Genomic DNA, 17,767 nt, shown 5'->3' with positions numbered 1-17,767 from the left:
TATTTCCTAATAAGTCATAGCTGGTGAATAGTTGGTGCTTGATTCATAAACTACAACTGGTGTTAGAGGATCGACATTGTCAAAAAGTGTCTGAGCCACAGATGGTGGTAGGTTATAGCAACCATGAGATCCATTTGATAGGTAGATTTGTCCACCAAAGGCTCCCCTCCAAGGTGCATCGTGGAATCCTTCCCCGTCCCAACCTGTTGGCATCCAATACTTAACTTTGGTATTATACTCAGTTATCTTATCGAAATTTTGCCCTTTAAGAGTCGTATCTCTTACCTTTGATTGGATAGCACCTACGCCGACATTGCTTGCCCAGCCATCTTGAGGAATACCTGTGACAATATCAGATTCTACGATTAGCTCACCATTTTTGTAAAACCACATTCTTTGGCGAGATAGGTCGACCTCAACATAAGTATCGCCTATATCTTCTCCACTATCAGTACGAGTAAAGGCTTGGTTGCTATATACCGGCTCTATATCTCCACTTTGTCTTTGATTGACAAGTTCATATATCTTATCAATAGTAGCATCTACATCCAGTTTAAAACCATACACTCCAGGGCCAACAACTATTGGTCCTATTCCAGTAGCGTTGAAATTACGACTTTTACCATAGGTATTAGTAGCCTCTGCCATATCACTTACATAGGCTAAGACCTTGTCGTAATTTAGTTCATAACCCTTATCTGTGAAGTCCATCAAATCTATAAGGCTAGCACCTTCAAGTTTGTAGTCAAAACCATTAAAATTAAATTTGATAGACATATCATTAATTTTTTTAGAATCGGCAACTATATCTTGCAATTCTTTTGAATCTGACCTTACTTTTGGTCCTATATAAAAACTATCGTCCAAGGCTATCTTGTTATTTTTGGTATTTATACTATCAATAATTTCTTTTTTTAGCTTAGCCTTGTCAACTTTGTTACCTTCGACTTCTTTTTTAACAACAAATTCATTATTTTCTATAGCAATCTTTGCATCTTCTGGCTCTGTGATGCCATTCATTAGCTTTGAATCGTCTATGATTTTATCAAGCTTGTCCTCATCATAAAAGACCCTATATTCAAAATCATAGTATTCTTTCCTGCCTGTTATTAGTGATACTGGCCAAACAAAGGGATTTTGATCAATTTTTGCTTGGCTAGGTAATTCTACCTTATAATCTATATCTTCTGGTTTGATAGTAAGATTTCTATCGTCTCTACCTGTGATTTCAAGGTTAAAATTCTTGGGACTAGAAGCCAAAGCTTCTTTTTTTGATGCATAAGAAATATCCCTACCGTTTAAGTATGTCCCTGGTAGAGCTATAAATGAAAATATAACTGTTACAATCAAATATATAGCTACTATAAATAAAAGTATTGATAGGCCTATTTTTTTGCCATCATTTTTCTTATTCTCAGTCAAGATTTCCTCTGCTTATTTATTTGCTGGTTTCTTGCCAAAATATTGGTAAAAATCAACTTTTTGGCCACCATTATATAATTTTCTCTTCTTAGAAAGCTTTTTGCTAAAGCTTTTATCAAAATTTTCGTCACTTGTTATAAAATACAAGGACCAAGTATCTATATTCTTAAACTTATCATTTATCTTCTTATAAAGATCGTCTGTGTCAAAATCAGAAAGTCTCTTACCATAAGGAGGGTTTGATATCAAAATCCCATAGTCATCCTTTAGGGCCACAGATTTTATATCTCTTGTAATAAAGGAAATATCCTCCCCCACACCAGCATTTATGGCATTATTTTTAGCAAGGCTTATTGCCCTGCCAGATATGTCTGAACCGAGGATATTTAGTTTTACATCGTAATCAATAGCATCTAGAGCTTCTTTTTTGGCCATCTTATAACAATCCTTATCTATAAAAATAAAGTTTTCAAAGTCAAAGGACCTATCAATGCCTGGCGCTATGTTACGAGCTCTTCTTGCAGCTTCGATTAGTATTGTTCCAGATCCACAAAATCCATCAAACAAAAACCTATCTGGCTTGTAGAAAGATAAGTCTACTAATCCTGCTGCCAGATTTTCCCTAAGTGGAGCCTTTACAGAATCTTCTCTATATCCACGTTTGTGAAGACCTTCTCCAGAAGTATCAATCAAAATACTTGCTATATTTTTATTTATAGAAACTTCTATTTGAACTCTATGAGAAGATTTGCTAAAGTGACTAATCTTATACTTAGTCTTCATTGATTCAACTATAGCCTTCTCGCTTATAGATTGGATTGTCCTTACAGAGAATAGTTTTGACTTATAAGTCCTAGCACTGACAATAAAATTGGAGTCTTTGTCTAGAAAATCAGACCAGTTTATGGCTTTTATCCCTTCAAAAAGTTGATCAAAATCTTTTGCCTCAAATGTCTTAAGGATAAGATAGACCCTGTCAGCTTCTCTAAGATTAATATTAAGTTTTCCTACATCATCTAGATTAGCATCCAAGATGATTTGTCCATCACTAAGCTTAAAATTTTCATAGCCCATATCTTTAAGTTGCCATTTAACCAAGGATTCTAGGCCAAAGCTAGTTGTAATCATAAATTTAATCATAGTATTATTATAACAGCTATTTCAAATATTTCACCCAAAATAGAGCCTTCTTTTATTTAATTTCAATCGAATAGGGCTAAGATCTAGCCCCTTTCACACCACCCGTACGTGCCGTTCGGCATACGGCGGTTCAATATTTTCTTGTATTATATTATTTATTTCTGATGCAACTATTTAACTTTATTCTTTTTCTATCCAAACCTTGAGAAATGAATACGTCATTTCTTGTATTCCATCAAGTCATAGTGCATCCTTTTCAAATATTACAATAAATATTGTTCCTCCCTTCGCTCCATTTCCATTACAGAAACTTCTTCGCTACTATGGATTCTGCTGACTTCTCACTATTCGTTGTTACTACTGCTTCGCTAGTGAGACCTCACGGGATAAGCCCTAATACTTTCATCGTTTACTTGCAGAATTTACGCCTTGGGTTTACGGTTACCTTTTGGGTCTTTGCTATCTTAGGCTAGCTTGCCCACCTGTTACGCCTTGTATTCTGTTCCTGTTCGTCAAGCCACGATTTCGCTACCCGTTCTTCTCTCCTAGATGTTGCCATCTAAAACTTCGGGGTCGCTATTAGATTCGCCGGTAACTACGCTCTACAGGGATTTTCACCCCAGCATTAGAACATGCCCGTAATACCTAAAAACCAGACGTGACTTTTATTCACATCTGGTTTTTTATAATGCCAACTTAATAGTGCTATTTAACGCTTGCATAAAAAGCAATAGATTTTTTATATAATATCTATTCTTCTATAGCTTGTTTTGGTTCTTCAAATCCTAATATATAAGTTAGTACTGCAGATACTACAACACATATTCCCAGACCGATTATTGCATGTATCATATTGCCAGAATCTCCTCCTGAGAATGATGGCAATGTAGTTAGACCACCATAAGTAAACGCATAAGATTTAACATGATTAAATCCAATATATGCCCCGCCTACAGCTCCACCTATTAATGCTGATATAAAGGGTTTCTTTAATGGTATAGCTACACCATATATAGCTGGCTCAGTAATACCGGAGAACGCAATTGTCAATGCAGTTGTCAGTGCATACTTTTTAAATTTTGGATTTTTTGCTTTCAACCAAACACCTATTGCTGAACCCATCATTGCGAAGTTTGTAGCAAAAGTAAATGGTACAATATAATCATAACCTAGTGTTGCAACGTTTTGAATCATTATAGGATTAACAGCCCAGTGAAGACCAACCGAAACTAATGCATTCCATCCACCACCTACAAAAGCTCCTGTCAATAAAGCATTTTTCTCAATTAGAGAATTTATAAAGCCTGCTAGTCCATTACTTATATTTACAGTTATCGGACCAATTGTAATCAATGTTAAAGGAATCATTATTAAGAAGCTTAATAATGAAACAAAAACTAGATGACCACCTTCTGGTATAACTCTTCTTAAAAATCTTTCTAAATATGAAAAAACCACTACAGCGGTAACCACTGGTAATACAGTTGATGAGTAGTTCATCAAGATAACTGGCATCCCAAAAAATTCAGTTCTAGCACCATTCCCAATATTTCCCATCATAGATGTTATTTGCGGATTTATTAGAGCTGCACCTATAACCATAGCAAGTATAGGATTAGATTTCAAATATTTAGAAGTAGTATACGCTAACAGAACAGGTAGAAAATAAAAAACAGACATAGCTGTTATCTCTAATATTTGAGCTGTACCTGAATCAGGGTTTAATAATCCAAACTGTATTAGTAATAGAGTTATCCCCCTTAAAACACCCGCACCAGCAAAAGCCGGTAAAATCGGTGCAAAAATTCCTGATACGAATGTAAAGAAGTTGAAACTTTTGTCTTTCTTATTTACTTCTTTAACGTTGTCTTTAACATATACGGTTTTATTAGAATTTAGAACTTGATCAATTTCTTCATATAAATCGGCTACATGAGAACCTATAACAATTTGATATTGTCCACCTTTATCTAATGTTGAAACTACACCATCGTGATTTTTAATTAAATCATTATTAACTAAAGACCTATCCTTTAAATTAAATCTTAGTCTGGTCGCACAATGAGATACAGAAAGTATATTATCTGCGCCACCTACATTATCAACAATAAATTTAGCTAATTCCCTCATCTTCGTTCTCCTCCATTTTTTGAATTAGATTAATTCTGTTGAGATGTCTACCACCCTCAAACTCAGCATCCAACCATTCTTTAACTATCATTTTTGCTAATTCAGAACCAACTACCCTAGATCCGAATGCTAAAATATTTGTATTGTTGTGCTCTTTTGAAAGCTTTGCTGAATAAGGTTCACTACATACCACAGCTCTGATTCCTTTTACTTTATTTGCACTAATCGAAATCCCCACACCTGTTCCACAAATTAAAATTCCACAATCATTTTTCCCAGAACTTACAGCTTGCGCTACTTTTTGACCATATATTGGATAATCAGTTCTTTCGTTAGTATTTGTACCAAAATCTTCAACCTCATGTCCTAAATCTTCCAAATATTCAACAATAGTAGATTTTAGTTCATAGCCAACATGGTCGCAACCAATTGCAATTTTCATATTTTTATAACCCTCTTAATTCACTTAATATATCACTATAGCTTCTATCTTTTCCAAATAATGATGAGGTTCCCAAAACAAAACCATCAACTCCAATATTTGACAGATATTTTACTTTTTCAGGTGATATAGCTCCATCAACAATTACCTTAAATGAGTTTTCTGATTTTAGGTTTACTAAATCTTTTATTTTAAGATCAACATAATCTTCGTAGCTTTGACCTGCAAAACCTGGGTTTACAGTCATTACCATTACATAATCTAGTAAACTAATCACAGGTTTAATAGTTTCTATTGATGTAGCTGGATTAATAGCTAAACCAACCTTTTTGCCTGAATCACTAATCTTATTAATAGTTCTGCCTAACTGATTATCTGATTCTGGATGTACATAGATTATATTAGCCCCAGCTTCAACAAATAAATCTATATACCTACCTGGGTTATCTATCATTAAGTGAACATCTATAGACTTTTCAGTTATGTTGCTTATGACTTTAAGATCTTGCATACCCATTCCGAAGTTTGGAACAAATGAACCATCCATTATGTCAATATGAAAACTATCTACACCTGCTTCTTCTAGATTCTTAACTTCTTTTTCAAGATTTCTAAAATCAGCGCACATCATCGATGGAAATAAAAGTTTTTCCTGCATATATCCCTCCTTTATTTGAGTAATCCTTTACTCAGCGCGACATTAAAATTGAAAAATAAAAAATTAAAAGATATAATAATATTGAGTAATCCTTTACTCGATATGATAAGGTTTGCTTATCATTGATAAAATTATATACCTAATAAATCTATATGTCAATAAGGAAAATATGTATGAGTAAAAAATTAACTATAAAAGATGTAGCAGAAATGGCGAATGTTTCTGTAGCAACCGTATCAAGAGTTATAAATAATAATGGTAGGTTTTCTGAAGAAACTCGAGAAAAAGTATTAAAAATTATAGACGAAACCGGTTACGAAATAAATTCTATTGCAAAGTCATTGAGAGAAAATAAAACTTATACAATTGGTATCATCGTACCTGATATTAGTAATTATTTTTTTTATTCTGTTGTTCAGAAAATAGAGCAAATTATATTTAATTTAGGATATGCCACTATTATATGTAATACTGATAGAAATAATAAAAAAGAACAGTCGTATCTTAAAGTGCTTCAAAGTAAGGGTGTTGATGGTATTATCGCTATTTCTGGTGATTCAAATTTCGTTTTTAATAATCCAGACATACCCTATATTTGTATAGATAGAGAACCAAGTAATAAATCGAATACTATTTTTATAGGATCGGACCATTTTAAAGGTGCTTACTTAGCTACCAACGAACTTATAAAACGAGGTTCAAAATATCCTGCTATAATCTACCATAGTAATGATTCTGCTTATTCAAAAAAAAGAATAGAAGGGTTTTATGCAGCTATTAATGATTCAAATATAATTGTCGAACAAATAACAGAATTTAAATTAGATCAAAATTCTACAGATGGAGGAATTAGAAATCTATTGAAACTTAAAAATATTGACAGTATCTTTGCTATAAATGATAATGTAGCTATTAATATTCTACAAATTCTTAATAATGAGAATATATGTATTCCAGATGAAATTCAGTTAATAGGATTTGATGATAATTCTATAAATTCTTATTTATTTCCAACATTGTCTTCTGTTAAACAAGATATTGATTTAATTGCAAAATATGCTGTCAAATATCTCATTTCACTTATTGAAGATACAAATCCTCCAGGATTATCTGTGATTGTACCAGTAGATTTAGTAATGAGACAATCAACTAAAAAGTTAAAATAATTTAAGCTAATCCTAATATTAGTTCAAGGAAGCACAATGACTTAATTACTGTAAATGCAATAGGTCTAGGATATTTTGCATCTGAGATGACCCAAGACTTGCTTGAAGATGAAGCTTTCAACCAATTTATAGCAATGAGCGACCCAATGGGCAGAACTGGCAAGCCAGGCGAACTAGACACAGCCCTACTAATGTTCGCAAGCCACCACTCCTCATACACAACTGGCCAATTACTAACAGTTGACGGCGGTTGGATAGCAATTTAAGGAAAAAAATAGAGTCTAACTATAATAGTTAGACTCAGACTGAAGACAAACCCAAGTTTAATTTGGAGTTTGTCTTTATTTTTCTTTATTACTGCTTTTATTGCATTAAAAAAGACCCTCTTGGAGTCCATTTTCCACAGTATGCTTGCTAATTTTTTCATATTCATGCACGTAAAAGTTAGGGCGCTTTTCATTCTCATTTTTGCTAGCCCTTTCATATTTGTATATCTAAATCCATGATTTTCTTTTGCACTACCAAAGCATCGTTCTACGGTTTCTTTTCTTTGTTTGTATTCTGCTTTACCTGTTGGTGTTTTTCTGTATTCTTCTGTTATGTCAATGTAGTCTTGCCATATATGTCTGATTATGGTTTTTTGATTCTTTTTATTTTTGTTACACTTGCTTAAGCTTGGACAATTTTTACATAAGCTTGCTTTGCTTTTGTATATCCTATATCCGTTTCTATCGGTTGTTGAATAAAGGATTATTTTATTCTCTGGACATATGTAGCAATCATTAGCTTCATCATAGGTGTAATTTTTAGGGTAAAACATTCCTTCTTGTTTCTTACTTCTTCCTTTAGGTCTTGTGTAAGGGAAAACAGGTACTATTGAATTTTCTAGTAGTTGTTTTGCTATGCAGGGTGTTTTGTATCCAGCATCTAATACTAATTTTTCTGGGTGTAAGTTCTTTAGTTTTTCTTTGAAGAATTTATCAAATGTGATGCTGTCGTGCAGGTTGCCTGCGAACGGTTCATAGGCTAAGACCCAACCATTTTTGTCACAGGATGTTTGGACTGTGTATGCAAATACTTCTTTATGCTCACCTTTATGAAAGAGCCCGCTTTCTGGGTCACTTGTGCTTTGAACTTGTTGGCTTGTTCTACATTCTTTGCTTCTTGATTTTAATGCTTTCTTTTCATGAGCTTGCCTATCTTCGTCTATTTCTTTGTTTAGTTGGTGTTGATATTTTTTTGTTTGTTTGTTGACTTCTTTTTTGATTGTCTTATGTCTATTTGCATGGGCTTTGACATGAGTTGCATCTACAAATTGAATTTTTGTATCGACTAAGCCATAGCTCATTGCTTGAAATAGTATTTCATTAAATATTTGCTCAAATATGTCTGTATCTTTGTATCGTCTTTGGTAGTTTTTACTAAAGCTTGAGAAGTGAGGTACTTTATCATAGAAGTCTAAGCCTAAGAACCACCTGTAGGCTAGATTTACTTCTACTTCCTTTATTGTCTGACGCATACTTCTAATGCCAAAAAGATATTGTATGAATGCTAATTTCATTAATACTACTGGATCTATGCTTGGTCTGCCGTTATCAAGACAGTATTTTCCCTCTACTAGGTCGTATATGAAGTCAAAGTCTATGTATTTATCTATTTTTCTAAGTAGATGATTTTCTGGTACTAAATCCTCTAGAGCTACTAGCTGTACTTGCTTTTGTTTATCCTTATCATTTTTATTGAGCATAATACACCTCTTTCTTTAGTATATTCATACCCTAATATATTGATATTAAGCCATTTGAAGACAAAAAAAGTAGATAAGATTGTACTTTATTACCTACTTTGTCGACAGTCTGAGTCTAACTATAATAGTTAGACTCTATTTTAATTCTAGCAGCTGCAAGTACCTCCGCTACCACATCCACAAGCTTCATCGCCAAAATCATCAATGCCATCAAGGTCTGAATCTGGGAATAATAGCTCGTAAAATTCACTTTCACTAGGATATCTGCGAGTGATAACCACCTCATTATTTACCATAACAATAGGAAGCACTTCTTCCCCACCATCATCCAAGAATCTTTTTACAATCTTGTTATCATCAAATTTATCAGTATTTTCTTCTAAATTATATAGTCTAATATCCGCACCAATCTTAGTAAAATGATCAACTAGACCAGAAACCCTATCTATTTCATCCTTATCAAGCCCATTAATAGGCCCCTCATATATATACAAAATTCTCATAAAATCCTCCATCGAGATTAATTATCATTATTAATTATAATACCTTTTAAAATCCAAGTTCACTAGGCGTTTGATAAAAAATATCAATCTTTACATTTGACAAAGATAAAAATCCAGTCTATAATCATAACAAGAAATAAAAACGTTGATGAGAAAAGTAGGTTTTTGAAAACTTCACAGAGAGACTATGGTTGGTGGAAATAGTCAAGTAGCAGAAAACTGAAAATGGCCTCTGAGTTGTTTGTCCGAATATTTAAGACAATCCGTGTGCGCACGTTACAGCGATAGGGTATAAATTTGTACCTGATGAGTTATTAATTGTGAAATTGATATGAAATTAAGGTGGTAACACGAGTGACCTCGTCCTTTTTAAGGACGGGGTCTTTTTGATTTTTGCCATAAGCGTTTTATTTCTAAAATAAATAATAAAGGAGCTAATCATGAGCAAAAGATTTTTAACAGTAGGATCGTTACTAAGAGAGGAAGAACTATTAAAATACAAGGATGAAATAAGAAAACGTGATGATATCACCTATCCATTTTACGATGACCTAGAAGGATACAAAAAGGTTGAAGATCAGTCAGTGGCAGATGTAGTTAAATCCCAAAAAGACCACAATCTAGTACAAATCAGCGATGGGGAACACTCCAAATCTCTTTGGCACCTGGACTTTATATGGGGACTACACGGAGCAGAAAGATATATAGCTGACACAGGCTATCTATTTAGAGACAAGGGCAATGAAGGGATCTATGAAACAAGAAAAGATATAGGTATCAAGTTCGTAGACAAGATAAACGGCAAAAACCACCCATTCATTGACCACTTCAAAAGACTAAAAGAAGAAGCGGGAGATGCCCAAATCAAGCAATGCATCCCTTCACCATCCCAAACATATGGTGGAGAAGCCCTATTTGGTGGGCTAAAAGGCGGCTACTACGAAGGCAAGGAAGAAGAATTTGAAAAAGATTTAATAGAGTCTTACAAAGACTTCCTAAAAGAATTCAAAAAAGCAGGAGGCGAAATCATCCAATTTGATGACTGCCTATGGGAAATATTCTCAGAAGAAAATAAAAACGCACCAATATCAGGAGGAGCGGAAACACCATCTGAAGAAATAGCACTTAAATTCATAGACATCAACAACGAAGTTATAGACTATGGCCACGAATTGGGACTAAAAGTTTACACCCACAACTGCCGCGGCAACTACCAATCAAGATCAGCAAATGACGGAACATACGAATCCATAGCCCACCTATTCTTAGAAAAACAAAGCTACGACAGATTTTACCTAGAATGGGATGACGAAAGAGCCGGATCTATAAAGGCACTTCAAGCCTTCAAAAACCGAGATGTTGAAGTAGTACTAGGACTTTTATCAAGTAAAACAAATACCCTAGATGACAAAGAAAGAGTCCTAGACCTATTAGAAAAAGCAAGCGAAATTATCGACAAAGACAGACTATACCTCTCCCACCAATGCGGATTTGCATCATGTGATGAAGGAAACGAGCTGACCGTTGATGAACAATGGGCAAAGATTGACCAAGGGCAGAGAATTGCGGAAGAGTTTTGGGGCGAATAATAAAAGAGTTTAGACCTTTTTCAAAGATAAAATAAACATATAATAAACTGGCTGGCATAAGACAGGAAAATAGGAAATCATAAAGCGAATATGACGGATAAAATACCTATTAGCAAAAAGTGAAATTCTCCTAAATACATTCTACTAAAATTTATTTTTAATAAATGATGGATGAACATTTGCAAAACTTTTATATGACAGGCTCATATAAAATTACATGATAGTTAAAACAATGCTGTTACACTAACAAACTTAATTACTACACTCCTCTTAACAAATATGGCCAAGATGAGATGGCCAACTATCATATCCATCCTAAATTTGATAAAACGCTTATATCACACGAGCTAATAAGTAGATGATTTTCGTATATAAAGACCAGCCAGTTACCCTCCTTATATAAAGATAGCCAGTATAAGAACCTCCTCTATATTTATTGAAGCTTATACTGGTGATAATCACTTACTAAAAAACCCATCTGCTAACCTTTTCTTTCATAGGCTCGTGGATGGGTTTTTCTTATCTATTAAATTTATATTCCATTGAGTTAGCAATTCTTACTAATAGTAGCATTACTGGTACCTCTACCAAAACTCCTACCACTGTTGCAAGGGTTGCACCTGATGATAGGCCAAATAGTGAAATAGCAACAGCTACAGCTAATTCGAAGAAGTTAGATGCTCCTATCATGCCACATGGAGCAGCTATAGAATAAGGCAATTTTGCAAGATATGCCATACCAAATGTTATAGCAAATATCAGGAAGGTTTGAAGAATAAGTGGTACTGCTATAAGAGCAATATTTAGAGGTTGGTCGATAATCTTCATCCCTTGGAATGAGAATATAATTATCAAGGTTAGCAATAGACCAACCATAGTATACTTATCAAATGATGGTATAAATTCATTATTTAAGTAATCTTCACCCTTATTTTTTATCACATAGTTTCTAGTAATCATACTTAGGATAAGAGGAACTACTATAAATAATACGATTGATAAAAGTAGGGTCCCCCAAGGTATATTGATATTGCCCCTCTTTAGTAAAAAGCTTACTATTGGTATGTAGGCAATTAATATAATCAAGTCATTACTAGCCACTTGAACTAGGGTATAGGCACTATCCCCTCTTGTTAGCTTACTCCATACAAAAACCATGGCTGTACATGGAGCTGCGCCCAATAATACTGCTCCTGCTAAGTATTCGGATGCTAGATTTTCGTTAATGATATTTTTGTAAATTCCAAAGAAAAATAATCTAGCTATTAGATACATAGTAAAGGGTTTGATAATCCAGTTGGCAATCCATGTTATAAATAAACCCTTAGGATTGTTTTTAATATTTTTTATACTGTTAAAGTCAATCTTTAGCATCATCGGATAGATCATGATCCATAAAAGTATGGTTGTTGGTATGGATACATTGTAAATCTCTAATTCTCCCAAAGCCTCTGGAATAGCAGGTATGAAGCGTCCAATTAAAACACCTATAACCATGCATATCAAGACCCAAAATGTAAGATTTCTTTCAAAAAAGCTTATATCTTCTTGTTTTTTCATCTAGCTACCTCCTCATCTATCTCTCGGATTAAGGCCTTTAATTTTCCTTCAATTTCATCTATTACTTTGATAAAGTCTTCATCAGACTTGCCGGTAGGGTCTTCTATACCCCAATCATACTTTTTGTGTTTAAATGGAAGGAATGGGCATACCACATTGCAACCCATAGAGATGACATAGTCTACCTCTGGTAGGTCATCTATGAGCTTGGAATATTGGTCAGCTTCCATATCTATTCCGTGTATTTCTTTCATAAGTCTGACTGCATCTTGGTTTATCTGATCTACTAGCTCAGTTCCAGCAGAGTAAAAATCTATTTTTTCTCCTGCAAATTTCTTGCCAAGGGCCTCAGCTATCTGAGACCTGCAAGAATTGTGAACGCATATAAAGGCAACTTTTGTTTTTTCTGTCATATATACCTACTTAATTAATTTATCTAAATTAGAACCCTTAATCTGATCACTAGACCACGGGATTATTGTGAAGTTTCCATTTGTACGTTTATCAACCTTGTTTATCCATTCTAACTCACTTTTAGCCTTAGCTTCTAGGGTTTTGTTAGTGGATCCAGTCTTATATATAGATGAATTTATAATCCACCACTTGCTATATATTCCCGCTCTTTTTAGGTCTTCTTCAAGTCTTATGGACTCATAGAAAGGAGTAGGTTCAGCTAATGTTACTATTAGCACCTCGGTTTCATCACTATTTTTTAGTCTAGGTAGAAGTTTTTTTGCTGACTCTGGAACATTACCTTGGTTTTTTTCTATCTCTTGGTTGTAGGATTCTGTCGAATCTAGAAGCAATAGCGTATGTCCTGTTGGAGCTGTATCTATCACAACAACTTCACTATCAGCCTTATCCACCACATCTGCAAAGGCTCTAAATACAGCAATCTCTTGAGTACATGGTGACCTTAAGTCTTCTTTTATATATTCCAAATCATCATCAGACATGGTTTTTTTAGCATTTTCTAAAACTTCTTCTTGGTATCTTCTAAGCTCTTCCTCTTCATCTATATGGCTTATAGTTAATAAGTCATCTTCTTCAATCATTCCAGTCAAATGGTTAGCTGGGTCAGTTGTAGTTAGGTGGACCTTTTGTCCCTTATCTGCAAGCCCCTTGGCAATAGCAGATGCTAATGTGGTCTTTCCTACACCACCTTTTCCCATGGTGAAGATAACTTTTTTCTCATTTTTGTATAAGTCATCTATGATATCTTTTAGGCTAGGGGTTTCATCTATGCTAAGATCTTCATCACTAGTATAGTCTTTATCCTCAACTAACAAGGACCTTAAATTTTCTATACTATTTAAGTTGTATCCCCTAAGTGGGATAAAGTATGTTTCAAGACCCTTAATACCATCTGGCATCGCATCTAGGGATTCTTTTTGTTTTTTATAAAAAGCTTTAGAAACTTCATCATCATAAGTATTTAATAGTCCATTTATGATAAGGATTTGGTTGTTAATACCTAGTTCTGAAAGTTCATGAGATGCTCTATTTGCTTCAAGAAGAGGAGTTTCCTCAGGTCTTGCAACCAATACTAAGCTTGTAAGACTCCCATCAGCTAAGGTTTCCACAGCATACTTATATGTTTCTTTCTCTTCTTCTAGACCTGATAATTGACCTAGGCATGAAGCTCCGTGAGTACTTTCGCTGATAAAGCTCGTCCAAGCAGAAGGAAGTTGGAGCATCCTTAAGGTATGGCCAGTTGGCGCAGTATCAAATATTATATAATCATATTTATCTTTAAGGTCTGGAGCAGTTATAAACTTAGAAAATTCATTGAAGGCAGCTATCTCAACAGTACAAGATCCGGATAATTGCTCTTCCATATTTTCTATTACACTATCAGGTAACTTTCCTCTGTAGGGACCAACCACACTTTCCTTGTACTCATTGGCTGCTTCTATAGGGTCTAAGTTGGCAACAGTAAGCCCATCCACACCTTCTATCCTTACACCCTTGTTATCAAGGTCAGTCTCAAAGACATCCTGAAGGTTTGATGCAGGGTCGGTACTTATTAATAGGACTTCATTTCCCATATCGGCTAGACTTATAGCACTAGCACAGGCAGTAGAAGTCTTGCCTACTCCTCCCTTTCCTGTAAAAAATAAGTATTTGGTTAAATCAATTTCCTTGATATCAAATTCTTTCACTTTAAGTCACTTCCTTTTTCTTATTGCTATTAGCAGCATCCACTGTCAGAACAGCCACAACCACCATCATTATTTGTTTCTTCTAAGGCATCATCAGATAAAAATAACATTTCATAAAACTCTTCATTGCTAGGATACTTGCCTGTCATAACAACTTCATCATCCACAATTACAATTGGTAGAACATCTTCACCCTTTTCATCCAATAGTTTATTAACAGTTTTGTTATCTACAAACTCCTTAGGATTGTTGGTTAGGTTGTATCTCTCAATGCTAGCTCCACTTCTTGTAAGCTTAAAGACCATAGTAGACACTCTCATCAATTCATCATCAGGACTTGGTCCACAAACACCTGTTGAGCAACACATAGGGCCTTCATATATATACATCTTCTTCATAAAAATCCTCCTTAAAATTAAAATCATCCTATAATTGGTAAATCACATATAGACATATTTAAATACTTCTATATGTTAGATAAAAAATATTTGCTTTGGATTTACTCCTTACAAATACAATCATCTTGGATATGAAATATAAAGCTTAAACCATCCTCAATCTCATCCAAACTAGCCTTATCTAAAGAGTAATAGGTATTCTTACCCTCTCTCCTGCTAGTCACAAGACCAACTTCTTCAAGCTTTCTCATATCATGAGATAAGGTAGGCTGAGTAATATCAAATTTTTCAAGTATCTCACAAGCACAAAGCTCATCACAAGAAAGCATATCAATAATCCTAAGCCTCTTAGGATCAGATATTACCTTAAGCTTCTTAGCTATATTTTCATAATCAACTGCCATAATCCACCTCATATAGAAATCTTTCTATATGTTATTTTACCGGGGGATCAGGTGGTGTCAATAGATGTGATTAGTGAATAGAAAAAGGTGAGAAATTTAATTCTCACCTTTTAGTATCTTCTGTAATTATGTAGCATTGAACTAAGTTTATCATTTAAATCTATGAAATCTTTTATATATTTTTCTGTTATTCTAAATTGTTTATTTCCATCAGAAGCTTTCTCCTTAGTTGCTAATATTTGAGAACCATCTTCTGCAGTTATTTGATAGCTGTGAACTATCCTGTTTCTCCTGTTAATAAGATCCGAGAATAGATTAAAAATATCATCATTCCCTATTTTTTCTGAAAGAATTTTTTCTACAGTAGGTTTTAATTGTCCTGATGTATAATCAATCAATCTGTACCAATCTTGTTCTGGATCTGTTCTAATTATATTTTCAATTATAAAAGCGTTATTGGAACTAAATACGCATATAGCTGTGCCTATTAATTCTCTATATTCTTTATCTGGTAGAGCTTGTTTGGTATAGTCTTCGTACATAATTCTCCCTATAAAATTATTATTTATTTGTTTCTATTTCGTTTACTGTTATTTTTAGGCGAATTATTTTCAGGAATGTATGACCTTATTTTAGAAGATGTTAGTTCTGTTAGTGGTATACCTATACCCTCTTTAAAATTATATCCCAATAATTGCAATGTTTTCATAGTCTCCTTACTTATAAGATTTTTTAAAGTATCAAGCGCTTCATTCTGTTCCTCGTTATCTTCAATTCCTAATATAGATAACATCTGATCAAATGATTTTTTTATGTATGCTATATCATCTTCACTTACAGAAGTTTTCTCATACATTTCTTGATATTGCCTAGCAATCCCTTCAATTTCATTCTTATCATTAATCAGGAGGTTAATTTGTTCTTCAAGAATACTTATTGTTTCTTCTTTATTTTCCTTTAATTTTGCAACTTGAACTTTGTCATAAACCTTTGTAGCACTATTCCTAATAGCCGCTTCTGTTAATTTTATACCTAAAGGTAAGAGTTGTTCCATATTACACATCCTTCATTTACTTTTACTTTTTCTATTTAATTTTTGTAATTATTACCGTTATTAAAGATGACACTATCTCTATTTATCTGGGTTATTGTTGCAATCATTTAAATTCTCATATCTATCAATCACTTTATTAATTGGATTTAAATATGATTCACTAGCTTTAAGCAGAGTTTTTCCCACATTTTCAACTTTAAAAGCTAAAGAATTTATATATACCTTATTTAAATTTTCAAACATTTCTTCTGTTTTATAAGATCTTTCAATTAAATCAACAAATGATTTTTCCAATCTAGAAATGTCTACTGTACTAATTCTTCCTGACTTAATATAATTTGCAGTAGCACTCAATTGTTCATTAGCTTCACTAATAATTTTTTGATATTTTATAAAAGCTTTATAATCAATATTCTTATTATGCATAACTCTATTTCTAAACTTTCTTATGGAATTATGATTATTACTAATACAATCTAAATTATTTCCATTAAAATATCTTTCCCAATTTGAAAGAGGTTTTTTTGAATCGAGATTTTTTCTCCATTCCGATATATTAAAATCTTCACTATTTATATCTTCTGTTATTTTTTTCAAAGTTTCAGTTGGATCTTCACTATATACTTTTTCAAATAATAGATATTCGTAATCTTCAAGGTTAAAATCTTCTAAAACACTTTCAATTTTACTTGATTTATCTTTAATTTTTTCGTTATTCTTTATAATTTCTTCCATCCAATTATTGCCTAGTGATCTTATAAATTTTAGATATAAAATGTATCTAAGTAATCTCTCATATTTTGATAGGAGCGGAAATATTTTTTCTGCCATATATTTAGATGATTCATCATAAGCAACTGTTAGATGATATCTTTTTCTATGATCACCTTTTTTTAGAATATTAAGACAATTATTTAAAATTCTCGCTTCACTTTCTCTATACCCATCAATAGACAAATAAACAGATACGCTTTTATTGTAATTAGAATTTTTAACAACACATTCTATTTCATTGTCTTCTAAATTAATTATATTATTGGAATAATCAAATTTATTTTCAATTAATGAAATAATATCATCCACTTGTACTACATTCTCTTTATCCTTAGACATGAATATTAAATCTATATACAAATCTATCTCCACTTTTCTAAAATCTAAATTATTTAGATAAAACTTTATATTTTAATTCGCTATAACAATAAAAAACCATTTTAACTCACACCACCATCCCATCAAAATACTCAGCCTGCTCCACTAGCAAGTTGATTATCTTGCTACGAGCTTCTTTTGGATAATCGTATTTTGCTAGTAGTCTTTTGATGGTTCTTTGCATGTTTGCTCTGCCGGATTCTCTCATCATCCAGTCTAGAGCATTTCTTCTTATATAGT

General features: G+C 33.3%; 19 protein-coding genes and 1 other annotated feature. Of the genes, 3 read left to right on the top strand and 16 right to left on the bottom strand.

What is annotated here, in order from left to right; translation table 11 throughout:
• Positions 1 to 6: 6 nt before the first annotated feature.
• The 5 genes from BN38_RS09510 to BN38_RS09490 all read right to left on the bottom strand — a co-directional run bounded on the left by BN38_RS09510 (position 7) and on the right by BN38_RS09490 (position 5,792).
• Positions 7 to 1,422, bottom strand: coding sequence for a L,D-transpeptidase family protein (locus BN38_RS09510; RefSeq protein ID WP_326544536.1), 1,416 nt, complete (start codon positions 1,420 to 1,422; stop codon positions 7 to 9).
• A gap of 12 nt (positions 1,423 to 1,434) precedes the next feature.
• Positions 1,435 to 2,562 carry a THUMP domain-containing class I SAM-dependent RNA methyltransferase gene (locus tag BN38_RS09505; RefSeq protein ID WP_044567305.1) on the bottom strand — a complete coding sequence of 376 codons (1,128 nt, stop codon included), beginning with the start codon at positions 2,560 to 2,562 and terminating at the stop codon, positions 1,435 to 1,437.
• A 750-nt stretch (positions 2,563 to 3,312) separates the two neighbouring features.
• On the bottom strand, positions 3,313 to 4,692 hold the full coding sequence (locus BN38_RS09500; RefSeq protein ID WP_044567303.1) for a PTS transporter subunit EIIC: 1,380 nt from the start codon (positions 4,690 to 4,692) through the stop codon (positions 3,313 to 3,315).
• Positions 4,676 to 5,134: a ribose 5-phosphate isomerase B gene (gene rpiB, locus BN38_RS09495; RefSeq protein WP_044567301.1), complete on the bottom strand. Its 459-nt coding sequence runs from the start codon at positions 5,132 to 5,134 to the stop codon at positions 4,676 to 4,678. Before rpiB ends, BN38_RS09500 begins: the two co-directional genes overlap by 17 nt.
• A 4-nt stretch (positions 5,135 to 5,138) precedes the next feature.
• Positions 5,139 to 5,792 (bottom strand): ribulose-phosphate 3-epimerase, encoded by a 654-nt coding sequence (locus tag BN38_RS09490; protein ID WP_044567299.1) that lies wholly within the window; start codon positions 5,790 to 5,792, stop codon positions 5,139 to 5,141.
• Between the two features lie 152 nt (positions 5,793 to 5,944).
• On the opposite strand from BN38_RS09490, the gene BN38_RS09485 reads away from it, so the two are divergent.
• Together BN38_RS09485 and BN38_RS09480 are read left to right on the top strand one after the other, a co-directional pair.
• Entirely contained in the window at positions 5,945 to 6,958 is a 1,014-nt protein-coding gene (locus BN38_RS09485) for a LacI family DNA-binding transcriptional regulator (protein ID WP_268257897.1), read from the top strand.
• Positions 6,959 to 6,975: 17 nt separating this feature from the next.
• The gene (locus BN38_RS09480) at positions 6,976 to 7,224 is read left to right on the top strand and encodes an SDR family oxidoreductase (protein WP_326544539.1); all 249 of its coding nucleotides are present in this window, start codon (positions 6,976 to 6,978) and stop codon (positions 7,222 to 7,224) included.
• On the opposite strand, the gene BN38_RS09475 is transcribed toward BN38_RS09480, so the two are convergent.
• Entirely contained in the window at positions 7,221 to 8,705 is a 1,485-nt protein-coding gene (locus BN38_RS09475) for an IS1182 family transposase (RefSeq protein WP_094777103.1), read from the bottom strand. The genes BN38_RS09480 and BN38_RS09475 overlap by 4 nt on opposite strands.
• A gap of 146 nt (positions 8,706 to 8,851) precedes the next feature.
• Positions 8,852 to 9,208 carry an arsenic metallochaperone ArsD family protein gene (locus BN38_RS09470; protein ID WP_044567293.1) on the bottom strand — a complete coding sequence of 119 codons (357 nt, stop codon included), beginning with the start codon at positions 9,206 to 9,208 and terminating at the stop codon, positions 8,852 to 8,854.
• A 136-nt stretch (positions 9,209 to 9,344) separates the two neighbouring features.
• Positions 9,345 to 9,579 (top strand) — a binding site (T-box leader).
• 69 nt (positions 9,580 to 9,648) lie between these two features.
• Here BN38_RS09470 and BN38_RS09465 point away from each other — a divergent pair.
• The gene (locus tag BN38_RS09465; protein ID WP_044567291.1) at positions 9,649 to 10,797 is read left to right on the top strand and encodes a cobalamin-independent methionine synthase II family protein; all 1,149 of its coding nucleotides are present in this window, start codon (positions 9,649 to 9,651) and stop codon (positions 10,795 to 10,797) included.
• Positions 10,798 to 11,316: 519 nt separating this feature from the next.
• Here BN38_RS09465 and arsB read toward each other — a convergent pair.
• The 9 genes from arsB to BN38_RS10980 form a co-directional block, all read right to left on the bottom strand.
• Complete coding sequence (gene arsB, locus BN38_RS09460) at positions 11,317 to 12,357, bottom strand: ACR3 family arsenite efflux transporter (RefSeq protein WP_044567289.1); 1,041 nt, start codon at positions 12,355 to 12,357, stop codon at positions 11,317 to 11,319.
• Positions 12,354 to 12,770: an arsenate reductase ArsC gene (locus BN38_RS09455; RefSeq protein WP_044567287.1), complete on the bottom strand. Its 417-nt coding sequence runs from the start codon at positions 12,768 to 12,770 to the stop codon at positions 12,354 to 12,356. The genes arsB and BN38_RS09455 overlap by 4 nt, the downstream gene beginning before the upstream one ends.
• Before the next feature lie 6 nt (positions 12,771 to 12,776).
• Positions 12,777 to 14,519 carry an arsenical pump-driving ATPase gene (arsA, locus tag BN38_RS09450; protein ID WP_044567284.1) on the bottom strand — a complete coding sequence of 581 codons (1,743 nt, stop codon included), beginning with the start codon at positions 14,517 to 14,519 and terminating at the stop codon, positions 12,777 to 12,779.
• Between the two features lie 29 nt (positions 14,520 to 14,548).
• Complete coding sequence (arsD, locus tag BN38_RS09445) at positions 14,549 to 14,917, bottom strand: arsenite efflux transporter metallochaperone ArsD (RefSeq protein WP_044567282.1); 369 nt, start codon at positions 14,915 to 14,917, stop codon at positions 14,549 to 14,551.
• Between the two features lie 101 nt (positions 14,918 to 15,018).
• Entirely contained in the window at positions 15,019 to 15,321 is a 303-nt protein-coding gene (locus tag BN38_RS09440; protein WP_044567280.1) for an ArsR/SmtB family transcription factor, read from the bottom strand.
• Positions 15,322 to 15,431: 110 nt separating this feature from the next.
• On the bottom strand, positions 15,432 to 15,863 hold the full coding sequence (locus tag BN38_RS09435; RefSeq protein WP_044567278.1) for a hypothetical protein: 432 nt from the start codon (positions 15,861 to 15,863) through the stop codon (positions 15,432 to 15,434).
• Between the two features lie 23 nt (positions 15,864 to 15,886).
• Positions 15,887 to 16,375 carry a hypothetical protein gene (locus BN38_RS09430; protein ID WP_044567275.1) on the bottom strand — a complete coding sequence of 163 codons (489 nt, stop codon included), beginning with the start codon at positions 16,373 to 16,375 and terminating at the stop codon, positions 15,887 to 15,889.
• Positions 16,376 to 16,453: 78 nt separating this feature from the next.
• Positions 16,454 to 17,509, bottom strand: coding sequence for a hypothetical protein (locus tag BN38_RS09425; RefSeq protein WP_044567273.1), 1,056 nt, complete (start codon positions 17,507 to 17,509; stop codon positions 16,454 to 16,456).
• 85 nt (positions 17,510 to 17,594) lie between these two features.
• Positions 17,595 to 17,738 (bottom strand): type I restriction enzyme endonuclease domain-containing protein, encoded by a 144-nt coding sequence (locus BN38_RS10980; protein WP_084593786.1) that lies wholly within the window; start codon positions 17,736 to 17,738, stop codon positions 17,595 to 17,597.
• Positions 17,739 to 17,767: the final 29 nt, after the last annotated feature.

Source organism: Anaerococcus provencensis, from assembly GCF_000312365.2.
Classification (GTDB): domain Bacteria; phylum Bacillota; class Clostridia; order Tissierellales; family Peptoniphilaceae; genus Anaerococcus; species Anaerococcus provencensis.
This window is presented reverse-complemented; position numbering and strand designations above follow the sequence as displayed.